15 protein-coding genes and 1 pseudogene are annotated in these 16,580 nt (G+C 66.5%); 7 read left to right on the top strand and 9 right to left on the bottom strand.

The features are described 5' to 3' along the window. Positions 1-19: 19 nt before the first annotated feature. On the bottom strand, positions 20-3,709 hold the full coding sequence (locus tag AWC25_RS08930; RefSeq protein WP_069401356.1) for a nitrate reductase subunit alpha: 3,690 nt from the start codon (positions 3,707-3,709) through the stop codon (positions 20-22). 933 nt (positions 3,710-4,642) lie between these two features. Between AWC25_RS08930 and AWC25_RS08925 the strand changes: the two genes are divergently transcribed. Together AWC25_RS08925 and AWC25_RS08920 are read left to right on the top strand one after the other, a co-directional pair. Continuing rightward, entirely contained in the window at positions 4,643-5,683 is a 1,041-nt protein-coding gene (locus tag AWC25_RS08925) for a methyltransferase (protein WP_142278749.1), read from the top strand. Between the two features lie 222 nt (positions 5,684-5,905). Continuing rightward, positions 5,906-7,780, top strand: a complete 1,875-nt coding sequence (locus tag AWC25_RS08920) for a sugar phosphate isomerase/epimerase and 4-hydroxyphenylpyruvate domain-containing protein (RefSeq protein WP_372513533.1) — start codon at positions 5,906-5,908, stop codon at positions 7,778-7,780. Positions 7,781-7,870: 90 nt separating this feature from the next. Here the strand turns inward: AWC25_RS08920 and AWC25_RS08915 are convergent, their stop codons facing one another. The 3 genes from AWC25_RS08915 to AWC25_RS08905 are packed head-to-tail and all read right to left on the bottom strand — an operon-like array spanning position 7,871 to position 10,134. Further along, positions 7,871-8,275 (bottom strand): (deoxy)nucleoside triphosphate pyrophosphohydrolase, encoded by a 405-nt coding sequence (locus tag AWC25_RS08915; protein WP_085166653.1) that lies wholly within the window; start codon positions 8,273-8,275, stop codon positions 7,871-7,873. A gap of 6 nt (positions 8,276-8,281) precedes the next feature. Beyond that, a complete protein-coding gene (locus tag AWC25_RS08910) occupies positions 8,282-9,214 on the bottom strand; it encodes a TIGR03619 family F420-dependent LLM class oxidoreductase (RefSeq protein ID WP_069401353.1) in 933 nt (310 codons plus the stop codon). A gap of 53 nt (positions 9,215-9,267) precedes the next feature. Further along, the gene (locus tag AWC25_RS08905) at positions 9,268-10,134 is read right to left on the bottom strand and encodes a cyclopropane mycolic acid synthase family methyltransferase (RefSeq protein ID WP_069401352.1); all 867 of its coding nucleotides are present in this window, start codon (positions 10,132-10,134) and stop codon (positions 9,268-9,270) included. 162 nt (positions 10,135-10,296) lie between these two features. Between AWC25_RS08905 and AWC25_RS08900 the strand changes: the two genes are divergently transcribed. Next, complete coding sequence (locus tag AWC25_RS08900; protein WP_069401351.1) at positions 10,297-10,581, top strand: 4a-hydroxytetrahydrobiopterin dehydratase; 285 nt, start codon at positions 10,297-10,299, stop codon at positions 10,579-10,581. Here the strand turns inward: AWC25_RS08900 and AWC25_RS08895 are convergent. Then, positions 10,578-11,867: pseudogene (locus AWC25_RS08895) on the bottom strand (mannosyltransferase); the annotation flags it as partial. The gene AWC25_RS08900 and the pseudogene AWC25_RS08895 overlap by 4 nt on opposite strands. 224 nt (positions 11,868-12,091) lie before the next feature. Here AWC25_RS08895 and AWC25_RS08890 point away from each other — a divergent pair. After that, positions 12,092-12,715 carry a hypothetical protein gene (locus AWC25_RS08890; protein ID WP_069401349.1) on the top strand — a complete coding sequence of 208 codons (624 nt, stop codon included), beginning with the start codon at positions 12,092-12,094 and terminating at the stop codon, positions 12,713-12,715. Between the two features lie 56 nt (positions 12,716-12,771). Further along, positions 12,772-13,851, top strand: a complete 1,080-nt coding sequence (locus tag AWC25_RS08885; protein ID WP_085166651.1) for an Rv1157c family protein — start codon at positions 12,772-12,774, stop codon at positions 13,849-13,851. Positions 13,852-13,923: 72 nt separating this feature from the next. On the opposite strand, the gene AWC25_RS08880 is transcribed toward AWC25_RS08885, so the two are convergent. Together AWC25_RS08880 and AWC25_RS08875 are read right to left on the bottom strand one after the other, a co-directional pair. Beyond that, entirely contained in the window at positions 13,924-14,070 is a 147-nt protein-coding gene (locus tag AWC25_RS08880) for a hypothetical protein (protein ID WP_007169078.1), read from the bottom strand. Positions 14,071-14,111: 41 nt separating this feature from the next. Further along, complete coding sequence (locus tag AWC25_RS08875; protein WP_069401380.1) at positions 14,112-14,684, bottom strand: HhH-GPD-type base excision DNA repair protein; 573 nt, start codon at positions 14,682-14,684, stop codon at positions 14,112-14,114. A gap of 117 nt (positions 14,685-14,801) precedes the next feature. Between AWC25_RS08875 and AWC25_RS08870 the strand changes: the two genes are divergently transcribed. Further along, the gene (locus AWC25_RS08870) at positions 14,802-15,299 is read left to right on the top strand and encodes a nuclear transport factor 2 family protein (RefSeq protein ID WP_069401379.1); all 498 of its coding nucleotides are present in this window, start codon (positions 14,802-14,804) and stop codon (positions 15,297-15,299) included. A gap of 36 nt (positions 15,300-15,335) precedes the next feature. Here the strand turns inward: AWC25_RS08870 and AWC25_RS08865 are convergent, their stop codons facing one another. Next, positions 15,336-15,530 carry a DUF5302 domain-containing protein gene (locus tag AWC25_RS08865; RefSeq protein WP_069401347.1) on the bottom strand — a complete coding sequence of 65 codons (195 nt, stop codon included), beginning with the start codon at positions 15,528-15,530 and terminating at the stop codon, positions 15,336-15,338. 18 nt (positions 15,531-15,548) lie between these two features. Further along, positions 15,549-15,992 (bottom strand): PPOX class F420-dependent oxidoreductase, encoded by a 444-nt coding sequence (locus tag AWC25_RS08860; RefSeq protein ID WP_085166650.1) that lies wholly within the window; start codon positions 15,990-15,992, stop codon positions 15,549-15,551. A 45-nt stretch (positions 15,993-16,037) separates the two neighbouring features. On the opposite strand from AWC25_RS08860, the gene AWC25_RS08855 reads away from it, so the two are divergent. After that, positions 16,038-16,580: a DUF1697 domain-containing protein gene (locus tag AWC25_RS08855; RefSeq protein ID WP_069401378.1), complete on the top strand. Its 543-nt coding sequence runs from the start codon at positions 16,038-16,040 to the stop codon at positions 16,578-16,580.

Genomic DNA, 16,580 nt, shown 5'->3' with positions numbered 1-16,580 from the left:
CGTCGCTTGGACCCGTCATCTAGTAGGTCACCTCCTGGCTGCGCCGGCGGACAATGGTGACCTCGTCGCGCTGGTTGCCGGTGGGGCCCAGGTAGTTGAATCCGAACGAATGCTGGGCATAGCCGCCGGCCAGGTGACTGGGTTTGATCCGCACTCGGGTGAGCGCGTTGTGGTTGCCGCCGCGCTTGTTGTTGGTCTCGGTGCGCGGCGTGTCGACGGTGCGTTCCTGCACGTGATAGACGAACACCACGCCCTCAGGCATCCGGTGCGAAACGATCGCCCGACACACGTAGATGCCGTTAGCGTTGACTGCCTCCACCCAATCGTTGTCGCGGGCTTGAATTTTCGCGGCGTCGGCCGGGCTCATCCACATCGTCGGACCGCCGCGGGACAACGACAACATGTACAGGTTGTCCTGGTAGGTGGAGTGGAACGACCACTTCGAATGCGGTGTCAGATACCGCACGGTCAGACCGATCCCGTCTTTGGTGGGGCCCAGCTCCGGCTGTTCGAACAGCCGGGCCATGTCCAGCGGCGGCCGGTACACGGGCAGCTGTTCGCCGAGTTCCTCGACCCAGTCGTGGGCGAGATAGAAGTGCATGCGTCCGGTGAGGGTGTGAAACGGCTTGAGGTGCTCGATGTTGATGGTGAACGGGGCGTAGCGCCGGCCCCCGGTTTCGCTGCCCGACCACTCCGGGCTGGTGATCACCGGGACAGGCCGGGCCTGGGTGTCGGCGAAGGTGATTCGCCTCTCCTCGCTGCCCTCGGCCAGCTGCGCCAGTCGCTGCCCGGTGCGTTTCTCCAGCTCCAGGAAGCCCTCGACCGCCAGCCGGCCGTTGCAGGTTCCGGACAGGGCCAAGATCACGTCGGCCATCCGCTCGGCCGTGGTGATCGCCGGACGGCCTGCTCCCGCACCGGAATTCATCACCCCGAACTTCGCGGCAAGCTCGCCGACCTCGCGGAAGGGATGGACCGTACAGCCCTTGACGGTCGCCCCGAATCTGTCCAGCAGCGGACCCAACGTCACCCACTTGTCGTAGATTGCGGTGTAGTCGCGCTCGACGACGGTCAGCGTGCCCATCGTCCGGCCGGGGATCGGGACCTCGTCGCTGCTCAACCAATTGCGCTGCGCGCCGTCGGGATACGCCATCGCCTCCGGGGTGTCGTGCTGCAGGGCGGTCAGCACGACGTCGCGCCGGGTACCCAGGTGCCGGCGGGCCATCGCACTGAAGGCACGCGCGATGGCGGCGAATGCGTCGAAATCGGACCGGGTTTCCCAGGGCGGGTCGATGGCCGCGCTGAAGGCATGCACGTAGGGGTGCATGTCGGTGCTGGACAGGTCGTACTTCTCGTACCAGGTGGCGGCGGGCAGCACCACGTCGGACACTAGCGTCGTCGACGTCATGCGGAAGTCGATCGACATCATCAAATCGAGCTTCCCTTCGGGAATCTCGTTGTCCCAGTTGACTTCCTGTGGACGTACCCCCTCGGCGGGAGGCTCGCATTGCACGTTGGAGTCGGTGCCGAGCAGGTGTTTGAGGAAGTACTCGCCGCCCTTGCCGGAGGACCCGATCAGGTTGGACCGCCAGACGCTCAGCACGCGTGGCCAGTTGACCGGGTTGTCCGGGTCGGTCACCGAGAGTTTCAGCGTGCGCCGCGCCAGCTGTTCGGCGACATAGTCGCCGGCGTCGCGGCCGCAGGCCGCCGCCTCGTCCGCGACGTCCAGGCTGGAGCGGTCGAACTGCGGGTAGAACGGGCTCCAGCCCATCGCCGCCGCCGACGCCAGCAGGTCCATCGTGTGCTTGCCCTCGAACTTGCCGGTACCGAGCGGGCTGGCCAGCTTGTCCGCTCCGTAGGCGTCGTATCGCCATTGGTCGGTGTGGGCATACCAATAGGAGGCGCCCGGGACCTGTCGCGGCGGGCGCGACCAGTCGCTGGCGTTGGCCATCGTCTGCCATCCGGTCAGGGGACGGACCTTTTCCTGCCCGACGTAGTGTGCCCAGCCACCCCCGTTGCGTCCCATCGACCCGGTCAGCATCAGCAGCGCCAGGACCGAGCGGTAGATCACGTCGCCGTGGAACCAGTGACAGATGCCCCCACCCATGATCACCATCGATCGACCGCCGGATTCGGCCGCGTTGCAAGCAAATTCCTTCGCCACCCGGATCGCTTGCTCGGCCGACACCCCGGTGATCGGTTCCTGCCAGGCCGGGGTGTTCTGGTGGGCGGCGTCGTCGTAGCCGGTGGGCCATTCCCCGGGTAGCCCGTCGCGGCGAACCGCGTAGTGGGCCAGCAGCACGTCGAACACGGTGCACACCAGATGATCGCCGACCCGCCGCACCGGCACCCCCCGCCGCGCGATCTCGCCGTGGCCGTCGATCGTGTCGAAGCTCGGCAGATCGACCACGACGGCGTCGGACTCGCCATCGCCACGGGCGACGCTCAACGCGGGTACCAGCGAACCCAACGCGAGGTTCCACTTTCCGACACCGTCCTCGCCGTAGCGAAATCCCAGCGATCCGTGGGGCACCACGACGCGGTCGGTGACCTCGTCGAGCAACGCCGGTTTGAACGCGGCATTGTCGACCTCCTCGCCGATATCGGCCGCGGTGAGAAACTTCCCCGGCACCAGCGTGTCGCCGCGCTGCTCGAGCTTGATCAAGAACGGCAAGTCGGTGTAGCGCCGGGCGTAATCGGCGAAGAACGGAACCTGCCGGCGCACATAGTATTCGGTCAGAATGACGTGCCCCATCGCCATGGCCAGCGCACCGTCGGTGCCGGCAGCGCAGCGCATCCACTCGTCGGCGAACTTGGTGTTGTCGGCGTAATCCGGGCTCACCACAACAACTTTGGTGCCACGGTAGCGCACCTCGGCCATCCAGTGCGCGTCCGGGGTCCGGGTGATGGGGACGTTGGCGCCCCACATCATCAGATACGACGCGTCCCACCAATCACCGGATTCGGGAACATCGGTCTGATCGCCGAACACCTGCGGCGAGGCGACCGGGAGATCGGCATACCAGTCGTAGAACGACGTCATCACCCCGCCCAGCAGGGACACGAAACGTGATCCCGCCGCGTGGCTGACCATCGACATCGCCGGGATCGGGGTGAACCCGGCCACCCGGTCGGGACCGTAGGTCTTGATGGTGTGCACGTGCGCCGCGGCGATCATCTCGCAGGCCTCGGTCCAACTCACCCGCACCAGGCCGCCCTTGCCGCGGGCCTGCTGGTAGCGGCGGCGGCGCGCCGGGTCGGTCTGGATGTCGGCCCACGCCAGCACCGGGTCACCGAGGCGAGCCTTGGCCTCGCGGTACATCTCGACCAGCACGCCGCGGGCGTAGGGATATCGCAGGCGGGTGGGCGAATAGCTGTACCAGGAGAACGACGCGCCCCGCGGACACCCGCGCGGTTCGTATTCAGGCCGGTCCGGCCCGACGGAGGGGTAGTCGGTCTGCTGGGTCTCCCAGGTGATGATCCCGTCCTTGACGTAGATCTTCCACGAGCAGGACCCGGTGCAGTTGACGCCGTGCGTGGACCGGACCACCTTGTCGTGGCTCCACCGGTCGCGGTAGAAGATGTCGCCTTCGCGGCCGCCATGCCGCGTGACCGTGCGCAGATCGTCGGAGAACTCCCCGGGCGTGAAGAAGCGTCCGCTGCGTTCCAGCAACTCTTCGAGGGCCCCACCAACGTGTGCGGTTCCAGTCAAGCGGTCTTCCTCCTAACTCGTCTGCGCGGCGTCCGGCGGTTCGCCTGGCAACCGGCGTACACAGCGGGTCAGAGTCGGCGGCAAGTATTACCTGTGATAACAGGTGACAACGTGTACCTTCAATGAGCCTGTAAAGCGGCTGATGATCGCCTGTGGAAAGGTCAGCAGCCTGCTGTGAGACCGCGGCGAGACCGGCGGCCCCACCGGAGGTCGGCGGCGGCCCGTCCTCTCGATGCAGGCGCGCCGGCGCGCGGATGACGGCACGATCGACGGTTCCGGTTCCCGATCGGCAGCTGAAGGAGACTGAACGGGTTCCGGTGGATCCAGAAGTGCTGACTAGCAACGGATTTCAACGGCACGGTGGTCACACAAGGCCTGTACGGCCGGCACTCGGATTGCCGCGCCGCGATGGTTTCCAATCCAGCGGCCTTTGGCGACAGCAACATTCGGCACCCGGTGCCAGAGAGCTCACACGTCATCGACCGCACCTCCGACGGTTACCGGCAACGGCACCCTCCGGCAATCACCACCATCGGGCGACATCGCCATGTCCGGACGAGTCCCCCTACGGCCCAAGCTATTTGACGGAGGCCTTGGACGCGGGGGGCCGGCCGGGTGAGAAAACTCACCGCCCGACCGGTGGCGGCGGATTGGCGGGATGGTGCACGATACGTGGCGTGTAGCCAATCACCTTGCGAGCGAGCACATCAACGACCGAATTCTTGGTGTCAAGAAACCAAGGCGCGGCATCGAATTCTTCTAGACAACCCCTGCTGCCCGACAATTTGGGGAGTGGCGGGTGAACTTTGTTGAACAAATCGTCGCACCGGAATCGCGAGGAGGCTGTCGGATGCTTACCAGCCGACTTGCCGGCAGGTCCGCCCTACCCGGTGTCTCGCACCACGGGCGGCGTTCGACCAGGAGGGATCACGCGTGACTGCCTCGACAGCGGCCCCGGGCCAACCGGCCTGTCGGCTACTGGAACTGATGAGCGGAGCCTGGGCAACGCAGGCCCTCGCCGTGACTGCCGAGATGCGCCTGGCCGATCACCTGGCCGGGGGGATGAGCACCGAAGAGCTGGCGGCCACCGTCGGTGCCGACCGGCGTGGACTACACCGATTGATGCGCTACCTGGCAAGTTTGGGCGTTCTGCGCACAGTCGGAGATCGCTTCGAACTGACCGAGGTCGGCCAGCTGCTGCGCAGCGACCAGGCTAACTCGATGCGGGTTCTGGCATCGCTGTACGGCGGCCCGTTCTACGAATCGTTCGCGGCGCTAGGACGGGCCGTGCGCACGGGCGAGGACTCTTTCACGCACATTTTCGGTCAGCATCACTTCGACTTCTTTGCCGAACGGCCGGAACTCGAATTCAATCAGGCAATGGCGGTCAGCACCGCCGCGCTGCAACGAGTAACCGAGGTCGTGGAATTTACCGGGGCACGGGTCGTCGTCGACGTCGGTGGTGGCAACGGCGAGCTGCTCAAACACATTCTGGCGGCGCATCCGCACCTGCGCGGGGTGTTGTTCGACCGGCCGGATACGTTGGCCTCGGCGAAAGCCAATATGGTGAGGTACCTCAGCCGGTGTGACCTGGTACCCGGCGACTTCACCTCCCGTGTGCCCGCCGGCGGCGACATGTATGTGCTGTCGCGCGTCCTGCACGACTGGGATGATCAGCGGTGCGCGGAAATACTGAAGCGGTGCGCCGAGTCGATGTCGGCAACAGCCGAGCTGCTGGTCATCGAGCGGTTGCTGTCCGAAAGTAACTCGGCGTCGTTGGCGGCGGCGTGGGACATCCACATGCTGTGCAATGTCGGCGGCGAGGAACGGACCGTCGATCACTACCGCAGTTTGCTTGCCGACGCGGGCTTGCAACTGCGCCACCAGCACCAACTGCCACTGGAGTTCGAGTTGTTGCGGGCCACGAAATCTGTGGAGAACCAAGTCGAGTCGACGCCGCCGACATCGATTTGACCCAGCTACCCCCGCGTGACGGCGGCACGTACACCTAGTGGTTGACCGACGCTCGGAATGTTCGAAGTCTGCGCCGACATTGGCGGCCGGGATAAGGGGAAGTTTGTGAAAGCTGTAATCGACCTGGCCGCAGGCGATTTCCATGCAGGCAACAGTGAATCGGTCGACCGCAACGCGGGTGCGACCACGAAGTGGCCGTTGAGGTCACCGATCAAGACGTCGATGGCCACGGTGTGCCTCAGCGGCTCGCTCGAGCAGAAGATAGCCGCGATCGCCGCAGCCGGGTTCAATGGCCTGGAGTTGTTCGAGTCCGACCTGATCGGTTGTTCGCTGTCGCCCCAACAGATTTCCCGGCGGGTCGCGGAGGCCGGTCTGACCATCGACCTGTACCAGCCCTACCGCGACCTCGACTCGACGGACGCCGACGAATACAAGCGCAGACTGCGCAGTGCGATTCGCAAGTTCGACACCATGGAGAAACTCGGCGCACGCACGCTGCTGGTCTGTTCGTCGTGTCTGCCGTCGGCGGTCCGTGACGACGGCATGCTCGCCGATCAGCTCTGGACGGCCGCCGAGGAAGCGCACCGACGCGGAATCGTGTTGGCCTATGAGGCCCTCGCCTGGGGCACTCACGTCAATCGTTACCGGCACGCGTGGGATGTCGTGCGGCAGGCCGACCACCCTGCGCTGGGACTCTGCCTGGACAGTTTTCACATACTGGCGCGCGGCGAAAACCCTGCCGAGATCGCCGACATTCCCGGGGAAAAGATCGCCTACGTTCAACTTGCGGATGCACCGTGGTTGACGATGGACGCGGTGCAGTGGAGTCGCCATCATCGATGCTTTCCCGGGCAAGGCGACTTCGATCTGGCGACGTTCTGCGCGCATTTGCTCGAGTCCGGATACCGCGGGCCGTGGTCGTTGGAAATCTTCAACGACATCTTCCGATGGACCTCTCCGGTGCGCACCGCGACCGAAGGGCACCGCTCGCTGCTGTACCTACAGTCGCAGGTTGCCGAGTTATCACCAAGGGCGACCGACAGATTGCTGTTCGCACCGCCCAAACCCGGGCCGGTGGCCGAACCGGTGTGCCTGCGCTTGGCGGCCGGGCCGGACCACTCGCCGGTGCTGGGCACCACGCTGCGCCACCTCGGATTCGACCTCGCCGCAGCGCAAAGCCGGCACGGGCAGCAGTTGTTCACCCACGGCCCGCTGGCGGTGATCGTCGACCAGGCGGACCCGTCTGCCTGCCGACCCGGACTCACCCACATCGGGATTCATTGCGGACGGACCGCGGAATGGTACGCCAGGGCGGCGGCCTTCGGTGTCCCCGCCGAGGCGGTGACGATGACTGGACCCGACGGCGGCGGCGTCGACGTCGTGCGTGTCGCGGTCACCGACGACGCGTCATTCGACCTGCAGGCGCGCGCGTGTGCCACTACCTGGCCGGCCCCGTTCGATTTGGTTCCGCAGGCGGAAATGCTAACCGCCGCAGATTTTCTCACCGGAGTGGACCACGTCTCGCTGATGGTCTTTGAGGACAGGATGGCCGGAGTCGCGCTCCTGCTGCGATCGGTGTTCGGGATGGAACCGCAAGAAGGCGAGGACATCATCGACGCCCTGGGTCTGGTACGCAGTCAGGCGTTCACCCTTGGTTCCTCGGCCGGGACCCTGCGCTTGGTGCTGACGTCGATCCCGGGTAGCACCTCGTCAGCTGGCGCACCGCGCCCGCAGAGGTATGGCGGCGTCGGGCACATCGCGTTTGGCACCGACGATATCGTCGGCGCGGCCGAACAGATGCGGCGTCGCGGGTTTGAGCCACTTCCCATTCCCGCGAACTATTACGACGACCTCGCGGCACGCGTCGACGTGGACCCGTCTTGGGTCGGCGTCATGAGCGACCACGGTGTTCTCTATGCCACCGACTCCTTCGGCGGCGAGTTCTATCATTTTTTCACGCCGGTGATCGGCGATGAGATCTTCTTCGAGGTCGTGCAGCGGATCGGGGGATACGCCGGTTACGGCCACGCGAACTCGGCGGCGAGGCTGTCGGCTCAATACACTTACGAGTCACTGGCCCAGCTATTGACGGCATGAGTAGCGGGCGGCATCGTGCACGGGAATCGGGTCGAGACATCGGCCGCGGCCAGATGAGTCGGAGCAACCGCTGCGGGACGGCAGGCAGGGTCAGCGGTCTGCCGTGAGGGCTTCGGTCAACGCGCCCAGCCATTCCCGGTCGGCGGGCACCCAATCGAGGTCGGGTAGTTCGGCAGCGGTGACCCACCGCAGCGCCCCATGGTCATGCGGGTGTGGTTCGCCGGCCAGCAGCCGAACCCGGTAGGCGCGCAACGTCATTGCCGCATTCAGTGCGACGTCGGCACCCAGCCGCTCGCCGACCCACACGTCGCCGGCCTCGACGCCCAACTCCTCGGCCAGCTCGCGGGCCAGCGCCGCACGCTCGGTCTCTCCGCGAGCGACCTTCCCGCCGGGAAGCTCCCAGCGGCCGGCCAACCGCGGCGGACGCAATCGTTGCGCCACCAGCAATGTGCCGTTGTCGATCAGGGCTGCGGCGACGACGATCTGGGTGGGCACGCCGGCTCAGCCGCCCGCTGCCGCGCGTACCGCGTCGACGAAGTCGCACAGGGTGCGCTCGCCCGTCCCGAATCGCGCCGGCCAGTGCGTCAGTCGCAGGTCCGTCGCACCGGCCTTCGCCAATGCCGCGGCGTCGGTGGCGACGGCGGCCAGGTCGGGTCGGTCATCCGGGCCGGGGGTCACCCGCAGCGAGCCGGTCACCCCGAAGCCGTGCGGGTCACCGCCGGCGCGCTCGACCGCGGCGCGCATTCGCCCGATGCCGTCGGCGAGGTCGCGGGCATCCTGACCCCAAGGGATCCAATACTTTCCGAACCGCGCGAGCCGGCGGGCGACGGCGCGGTTCACCGTTCCACTCACCCAGATCGGCACCCCGCCGGGTTGGACCGGTTTGGGCATTTGATGGATCCGCTCGAAGCTCAGCGACGGCGAGAAGTAGCTGACCTCGTTCTCCCGCCACAGGCGGCTGCACACATCCAGCGTTTGGTCCAAGATGGCGCCGCGCTTGTCGAAGTCGAGGCCGACGACCTCGTACTCTTCGCGCTGCCACCCGACACCGACCCCGAGATCTACCCTGCCGCCGGACAGAACATCAAGTGTGGCAACGGTTTTCGCGAGAATTGCGGCGGGGCGCAACGCCGCGAGCAGGATGTTGGTGCCCAGGCGGATGCGGTCGGTGCGCGCCGCGAGGTAGGTCAGCACCGTCAGCGGTTCCAGCCAGGGCCCGTCCGGTCCGGTCGGCTGGCGGCCACCTGTCGTGCCGCCGAGGCGGGGATCGGCATAGGCGTCCATGTTCATCCCGAACGCGATGTGCTCCGAGACCAGCAGGCGGTCGAACCCGCAGCGCTCCAGCAGTTGTGCCCACTGGGTCAGATGTGCCCAGTCGGTCCGTGCTTCGGCCGAAAAGGACGGGATACTCATCGACAGCTGTATCGAGGCCATTCGGCAGGTTAACCGATCCGCACCGCGCGCCCGCGGCCCGACGGCCGAAGTCGTTACTTGCGCAGCGTGAACTGGTTGACGTCGATGTAACCGGCGCGGAACGCCCGGGCACAACCGGTCAGGTACCGCATGTAGCGCTCGTAGACCTCGTCGGACTGAATCCTGATGGCCTCGTCGCGACGGGCCTGCAACGCCTCGGCCCACAGATCCAGCGTCCGGGCGTAGTGCAACCGCAGCGACTGTCGGCGGGCGAGGTTGAAGCCCATCTTCGAGGCGTGGAACTCGACCATCTCGATCGCCGGCAGCTGACCGCCGGGGAAGATCTCGCGGGCGATGAAGTCGTTGAAGCTCGTCTGCTCCTCGGTCATCGGCAGGCCGCGCTCGAGGATCTGCGGCGCCGTCAGCATGGTGATCGTGTGCAGCATCATCACGCCGTCATCGGGCAGGTTCCGGTAGGCCATGGCGAAGAAGTCGTCGTAGCGGTCGTAGCCGAAGTGCTCGAACGCCCCGATGGAGACGATCCGGTCGACGGGTTCGTCGAATTGTTCCCAGCCCTGCAACAGCACCCGCCTGCTGCGGGCGGTGTCCAACGCGTCGAACAACCGCTGGACGTGGGCGGCCTGGTGCTCGGACAAGGTCAGGCCGATGACGTTCACGTCGTACTTCTCGATCGCCCGACGCGAGGTGCCGCCCCAGCCGCAGCCGACGTCCAGCAGGGTCATGCCGGGCCGCAGCCCCAGCTTGCCCAACGACAGGTCCATCTTGCGGATCTGCGCTTCTTCGAGACTGATGTCCTGCAGCCGGTCGAAATAGGCGCAGCTGTAGGTCATCGTCGGGTCGAGGAACAGCCGAAAGAAGTCGTCCGACAAGTCATAGTGGGCTTGTACGTCTTCGAAATGCGGCGTCAGCTTCTCGGTCATGGCGGCTCGTGCCTCCCTGAACTGTGGGCCAATCAAGTGATCCACGAGCTGGCCGTCCCCATGGTTCAACGGCGCCGTCCCCGAATGCGCAGGCGTCGAACGTCTAGGCCCAAGCGTAACGTGGCTGGCGTCAGAATTCTCGTCCAGAAAGGTTTGCTACCCATGGTCGTGCTGACGGATGAACAAGTGGACGCCGCCCTGCCGGGCCTACCCGGATGGCAGCGCAGCGACGGCGCGTTGCGCCGCTCGATCAAGTTCGACAGCTTCTTGGCCGGCATCGACGCGGTGCGCCGAGTGGGCGAACACGCCGAGCGCAAGGACCATCACCCCGATATCGATATTCGTTGGCGTACAGTGACTTTCGCGCTCGTCACGCACTCCGAGGGCGGTATCACGAAAAACGACATCGAGATGGCCCGCGACATCAACGAGATCGTCGGGGGCTAGCCCAACGACGAGGCGGCGCGAGAGTCCGAACCGCACGACGGCACCGGATCCGGTGTGCCACAACGCCTTCCCGAGACGGCGATGACAACTAGCGTTGCCATTGCTGCCGCCGTGTACGCCAGCCCTGCCCACGCCAAGTACCAGGGCCGGCCGATCTGCCAGATGCTCGGCTGGGCGAACAGCAGCAGCCATGGCACGCCGACGAGAGTAAGCGCCAGCCAACCCCAGGCCGTGATCCGCGCGCCGCGGTGTTCCCGCAGCGGCCCGTGCACCAGCCACAGCAGCAATGGCACCAGCCACACCCAGTGGTGGGTCCACGAAATCGGCGACATCAGCAACCCGAAGATCTCAACGACGAGCAACTTGCCGAGCCGATCCATCGGCCGCAGGGCGCGCCATGCCAGTACGGCCAGTGCCGCCGTGACGGCGACGGCGGCCAGCACCGGCGGTGAGAAGCCGGCGTCGTGACCGAGGATCCGGGAGATCGCGCCGCGCCAGGATTGATTGATCGACGTGGCGATCGGGCCGACACGATGAGCGTCCCCGAGCAGCACGGTGAAGTAGTAGCGGGTCTGATCGCCGACCACCAACGCCGAGAGCCCGACGGTCAACAGGAACACGACGGCCGAAAACCCAGCGGCAGCAAACCGCCGCACGCCGACCAGATAGACGCCGACGATCGCGGGGGTCAACTTGATTCCCGACGCCACGCCGACCAGCAACCCCGATAACCACCAACGCGAGGTGTAGACCGCCCAGAGCACCGCCAGCATCAGAAACACGTTGATCTGGCCGTAGTCGAAGTTGTTGCGCAGCGGCTCGATCCAGATGGTGATCGCCGTCCAGGCCATCGCGACACGCCGGCCGGTGCCGTTCCTACCGGCGAGCAGGCACTGGGTGAGACGCACCGACCCGTACAGCGCGGCGATCATCGCGACCTGCCAGAGGAACCCGTCGAGGTCGAACGGCAGCCAGTGCATCGGGTAGAACACGATCGCCGCGAAGGGCGGATAGGTGAAGGGCAGCGGGAAGTCGGGCGTGTGCTCGGCGTACACGTAGCTGTACAGCGTGCCGGGATGGTCCAGCGCGGCCGCGCCCCCGAGGTATACGTGCAGGTCGACGAAGTTTGCGCCGTTGGGTCCCAGGTAGGTCAGGCCAAGCCGGGCAGCGACACTCACGATCAGCAACGCCGGCGCGACGGTGCTGATAAGACTCGCCAGCCGCCGAGACAGGGGTGCCGCCGCGGCGGCCGAAGTGGTGTCTATTCGCCCGACTTTAGCGACCGCGACGGTGGCCGTGCGTTATCCGCCGGCACGCCCGTGGGCCGGTGACCGCCGCCTTTCCGGCGGCAAGCCGCCGCGTCGTCGTTTCTCGGCGTTTCGCAACGCCCGGTCACCGCCACCGCTCGTATCGGTAACGATCAAATAAATGCCACACGTGTCACTTGAGTCCCACCAGCATCAAAGTAGCTTCGGGATCCGTCACCTGTTGTCGATCCCTTGGGGGAGCAATGCCAACCATCTGGACTTTCGCGAAGGCCGCCGCCATCGTTGTCGGTTCATCCGCCGCCCTACTGACGGGTGGAATCGCCCATGCCGACCCGGCGCCGATTCCCGACCCCGTGCAGAACATCCCGCAGCAGTTGATCGCTTCGGCGGCCAACGCGCCGCAGATTCTGCAGAACCTGGCCACCGCGCTGGGCGCTCAGCCGCCGGCTGCCCCGGCCGCTCCGGGCATCACCTTCCCGGGCATGACGTCGGCCGCTCAGGCGCCGGCGGCATCCGCCCCCGCGGGTGTGCCGTCGATTCCGGGCCTGACCCCGGCCCCGACCACGCCGACCGCCCCGACCGCGGCCAGCCCGACCATTCCCGGGTTGAGCTCGATTCCCGGACTGGGCCAGTCGACTCCGGCGGCAGCCGCGCCCGCCGCTCCGGCGTCGACTCCGCAGGTGGCCAACGTGAACATGCCGGCGCTGCCCGGCCTGCCGCTGAACGTGCCGCCGAAGCTGTCGCTGCCGGGCGACCTGACGGCACTGGCCACGGGTGCCGTCCCGGGGGCACCGGCCGCCGCGACCCCGGCCGCACCTGCCGCACCGGCCGCGACACCGCCCTCGCTGCTCTCCGCCCTGCCCTGAGCAGTCCGATAACCCACCGCTAACCGGCTAACCCGCTACCGAAGGACGAGGACATCGTGGAAAGCACTTGGAATCTGTCCAAAGGTTTGGCCGCTGTTGTCGTGGCATCGGCTGCCGCGTTCGGGATGAGCCCGAACGCGGCAGCCGACCCGGCGGCGCCGCTGCCGACACCGCCACAACCCGACTCCGCTCAGCAACTTCCGGGCCTGCCCGCGTTGTCACAGCTGAGCCCCATCATTCAGCAGGCGGCCGGTAACCCCGGCCAAGCAACGCAGCTGTTGATGGCCGCCGCGCAGGCGTTCACCCACAACCCCTCGACGCCCACCGAATCGAAGAACGTGGCGGCGTCGGTCAATCAGTTCGTGCAGGAACCCGGCGCCCCGATTCCCGGCGCGGCGGCCCCGGCGCCACAGGCCGCGCCCACCGAGCATGTGCCGGGTGCCGGCATCGTGCCGGGGGCGCAGGCTCACCTGCCCACTGGCATCGACCCGGCCCACGCCGCGGGCCCGGCGCCGATCGCCGCTCCCCCGGCCGGGACGCCGCACGCTCCGGCACCGGGCGCTGCCCCGGGCCCGGCGGCGGGTCCCGCTCCCGGCCCCGCTCCCATTGCCGCCCCGGCCGCCGCACCCGCACCGGAGGCCGCAGCGGTGCCCGGCCCAGCGCCCGCGCCTGAACCCGCCCCGGCACCGGGGGCGGCCCCTGCCGCGGCTCCGGGCTTCGGCCCTAACGCCCCGATCACGCAGGACTTCATGTATCCCTCGATCGGCAGCAATTGCCTTGCGGACGGTAGCAGTTCGATTGCCACCGCCCTCTCGGTCGCCGGGCCGGCCACGATTCCGCTGCCCGGTCCCAAACCCGGTCAGACCGCCTACGTGTTCACCGCGGTCGGCACGCCGGGGCCGGCCGCGGAGCAGAAGCTGCCGCTGAACGTCACCTGGGTGAACCTGACCACCGGCAAGTCCGGCACCGTCACGCTCAAACCGCGAACGGACATCAACCCCGACGGTCCAACGACATTGACCGGGATTGCCGACACCGGCTCGGGCAGCATCATGTCGACGATCTTCGGTCAGGTCACGACCAAAGAGAAGCAGTGCCAGTTTTTGCCCACCATCGGCTCGACCGTGGTGCCTTAATAGCCAACCGACACCCTCCCCAGGGCGAGCGCGCGTGTCACCGCACGACACGCGCGCTCGCCCGGTGCGGAGTTAGTAGGCCATGAACAGGATCGCGTCGCGGTCGTACTCCAGCCCCGGATGCACGCTGGCCAGGTGAGCCTGGGTCAGCTCGACCAGCTCATCCTCGTCTTTGCCGACGATGGCTTCTCCGCACGGACAGGTCAGGTGTGTCTTCATTGCCGCCCTTCCCTTCTGACCTAACTACTGAGCACAACCGCCTACTTTCCCGCTTTGGCGGCCGCCTTCATCTGCTTTTTGTAGGAACGCACGTGGCCCATTGATTCGGCGTCGACGATGTCGGCGACGGAGATGTAGGTGCCGTCCTTCCCGAACTGCCCGGCCGCCGCGCGCCAGCCCTTCGGGGTGACGCCGTACTGCTTGCCCAGCAGCGCCAAAAAGATCTGCGCCTTGACGTCGCCGAAGCCGGGCAGCCCCTTGATCCGGCGCAGCAGCTCCTCGCCGTCGGGATCCCCGGCGGTCCACAAGCCCGCGGCGTCGCCGTCGTAGCGATCCACGATGATCTGAGCCAACGTCTGGATCCGCTTGGCCATCGAACCCGGAAAGCGATGAATCGCAGGCTTTTCCGAGCACAGCGCGGCGAACTTGTCGGGGTCGTAGTCGGCGATCTCGACCGCGCCGAAGCTGCCCATCCGGTCGGCGATCTTCTTCGGCCCCGAAAAGGCGGTCTCAAACGGGACCTGCTGATCCAAGACCATCCCGATGAGCAGGGCCAACGGGTCGCTCGACAGCAGCGCGTCGGCCTCGGGTTCTTGCGCGAGCCACAGTTTCACTGTCACGTTCACTGTCCAGGACCTCCCTTCCTATGAGTCGACACACTACTCACCGGCACTCACCAGCACGGGCCCGGTTATCGTGACGGCGTGGTGGATGAGGCCCGATTGGCACTGATGCTGGCCCGCGACGAACTGCACGCGCTCGTCACCGCCTATTGCCGGGCCGTCGACCGCGCCGATTACGCCGCGCTGCGCGAGCTCTACCACCCCGACGCGACCGACGCGCACGGCGAGTTCTCGACGGGTGGTGTCGAGCAATTCATCACGCAACTACGGGCCGCGGAGCCGTATGTGCGTGTCTGTCAACACAACATCACCACGACCAACTTCGAGATCCACGGCGAGACCGCCCGCGGCGAAATCTATTGTTTGGTGTTCCACACCTTCGCCGGTCCCGAACACGACATCGACGTCCTGATCGGCGGCCGCTACCTCGACGAGTACACCCAGCACGACGGTCGCTGGAAGTTTCACCGGCGCACCATCGTCGCGGACTGGGCCTACCAGAACGACCCGTCGCAAGTGGACTTCTCCCACCCCAGCACCCGCGGCAGCCTGCGCGGACGACCGGGCCGAGACGACCCTTCAGCCGGCCTGTTCACCCGAATTTAGACGGCCAAAACGTTTGTCTGGCAATATCTTTGGCGATTAGCCGCTCTTACGGCGGAACTCCCGCCGGCCGCCGCCGGCCGCGCCGTGCGCCCGCGACTGCTTGCCGCCCCCGTCCTTGTGTTCGGATACGCCCGATGTCTTGGTCATCTTGCGCTCCAGGGCTTCGCGAAACTTGCGCTTGTTCTCGTCCTCTGCCCCCACCGCATCCTGCTTGGAGTTCGACTCGGCCATAGCGGCAGCTTAGCCCGATTACCGCTTGCCCGGCGGCATGCCATACAAATGGGAGATCGGCAGGGTGAGCAGCACTCGCCGGTCGGTGACCATCGCCTGCCGGAACTCATCCCAATCGGGATGCTCACCAGCGATGTTGCGATACAAGGCAATCAACGCTTCCACGGTGTCGTCGTCGGGCGCCGCGGCCGGCGCGGTCAGTTCGGCCGTCCCCTCCGCGACGGCATACGACCAGCCGTCGTCGGAATCGATCAGCAGCGAGGCGCGTGGGTCGCGACGCAGGTTACGAGTCTTGGCCCGCGGCTCGGTGATCGACACCCGAATCACCAACTCCCGCGGATCGAAGTGGTAGCTCACGTTGGACAGTTGTGGTCGCCCGTCGCGCTTGATCGTGGCCAGCACGCCGAGCGAGTTCCCCGCGATCAGTGCCAACAGCTTGTCGTCGAAGACTTGGCGTCCCATTCCCAAAGACTACGTCTGTCGATACCGGTCTGATCCAATCGGATGATGACCGGTTACGCGGTGTTCCTGCGGGGCGTCAATGTCGGCGGCGTCAATATCAAGATGGCCGACGCGGTAACCGCCCTGACCGATGCCGGGTTCACCGCCGTACGCACCATCCTGGCCAGTGGGAACGTGCTGCTCGAGTCGTCGGCGAGCGCAGCCGTCGTGCGCAGGAAAGCCGAAGCCGCCCTACGGGAACGCTTCGGCTACCAGGCCTGGGTGCTGGCCTACGACATCGACACGGTGCGCGCCGTCGTCGACGCGTACCCGTTCGCGCCCGAGGTCGACGGCCATCAGTCCTACGTCACCTTCGTCGCCGACCCCGCCGTGCTCGACGAACTGTGCGGTCTGGCCGACACCGCCGGCGCCGAGGAGAAGATTGGCCGGGGCGAAGGCGTCGTCTACTGGCAAGTCCCCAAGGGCGCCACGCTTACCAGCACGATCGGCAAGACGATGGGAAAGCCGAAGTACAAGTCGGCCACGACGACCCGGAACCTGCGGACGCTGAGCAAAGTCGTGCGAAGCGCCGACCGAGGCGGTGGGTAG

Origin of the sequence: Mycobacterium sherrisii, from assembly GCF_002102355.1 — a bacterium.
Lineage (GTDB): Bacteria > Actinomycetota > Actinomycetes > Mycobacteriales > Mycobacteriaceae > Mycobacterium > Mycobacterium sherrisii.
Note: the sequence above shows the minus strand (reverse complement) of the source record. Positions and strands in the feature narration are given on the sequence as shown.

Excerpts from the sequence above, each read along its gene's own strand:
- AWC25_RS08865 (WP_069401347.1), bottom strand. The coding sequence starts at position 15,530 with ATGGCCGAGTCGAACTCCAAGCAGGATGCGGTGGGGGCAGAGGACGAG.
- AWC25_RS08910 (WP_069401353.1), bottom strand. The coding sequence starts at position 9,214 with ATGGCCTCGATACAGCTGTCGATGAGTATCCCGTCCTTTTCGGCCGAA.
- AWC25_RS08860 (WP_085166650.1), bottom strand. The coding sequence starts at position 15,992 with ATGGGACGCCAAGTCTTCGACGACAAGCTGTTGGCACTGATCGCGGGG.
- AWC25_RS08870 (WP_069401379.1), top strand. The coding sequence starts at position 14,802 with ATGCTGGCCCGCGACGAACTGCACGCGCTCGTCACCGCCTATTGCCGG.
- AWC25_RS08880 (WP_007169078.1), bottom strand. The coding sequence starts at position 14,070 with ATGAAGACACACCTGACCTGTCCGTGCGGAGAAGCCATCGTCGGCAAA.
- AWC25_RS08890 (WP_069401349.1), top strand. The coding sequence starts at position 12,092 with ATGCCAACCATCTGGACTTTCGCGAAGGCCGCCGCCATCGTTGTCGGT.
- AWC25_RS08855 (WP_069401378.1), top strand. The coding sequence starts at position 16,038 with ATGACCGGTTACGCGGTGTTCCTGCGGGGCGTCAATGTCGGCGGCGTC.
- AWC25_RS08905 (WP_069401352.1), bottom strand. The coding sequence starts at position 10,134 with ATGACCGAGAAGCTGACGCCGCATTTCGAAGACGTACAAGCCCACTAT.
- AWC25_RS08920 (WP_372513533.1), top strand. The coding sequence starts at position 5,906 with ATGGCCACGGTGTGCCTCAGCGGCTCGCTCGAGCAGAAGATAGCCGCG.
- AWC25_RS08900 (WP_069401351.1), top strand. The coding sequence starts at position 10,297 with ATGGTCGTGCTGACGGATGAACAAGTGGACGCCGCCCTGCCGGGCCTA.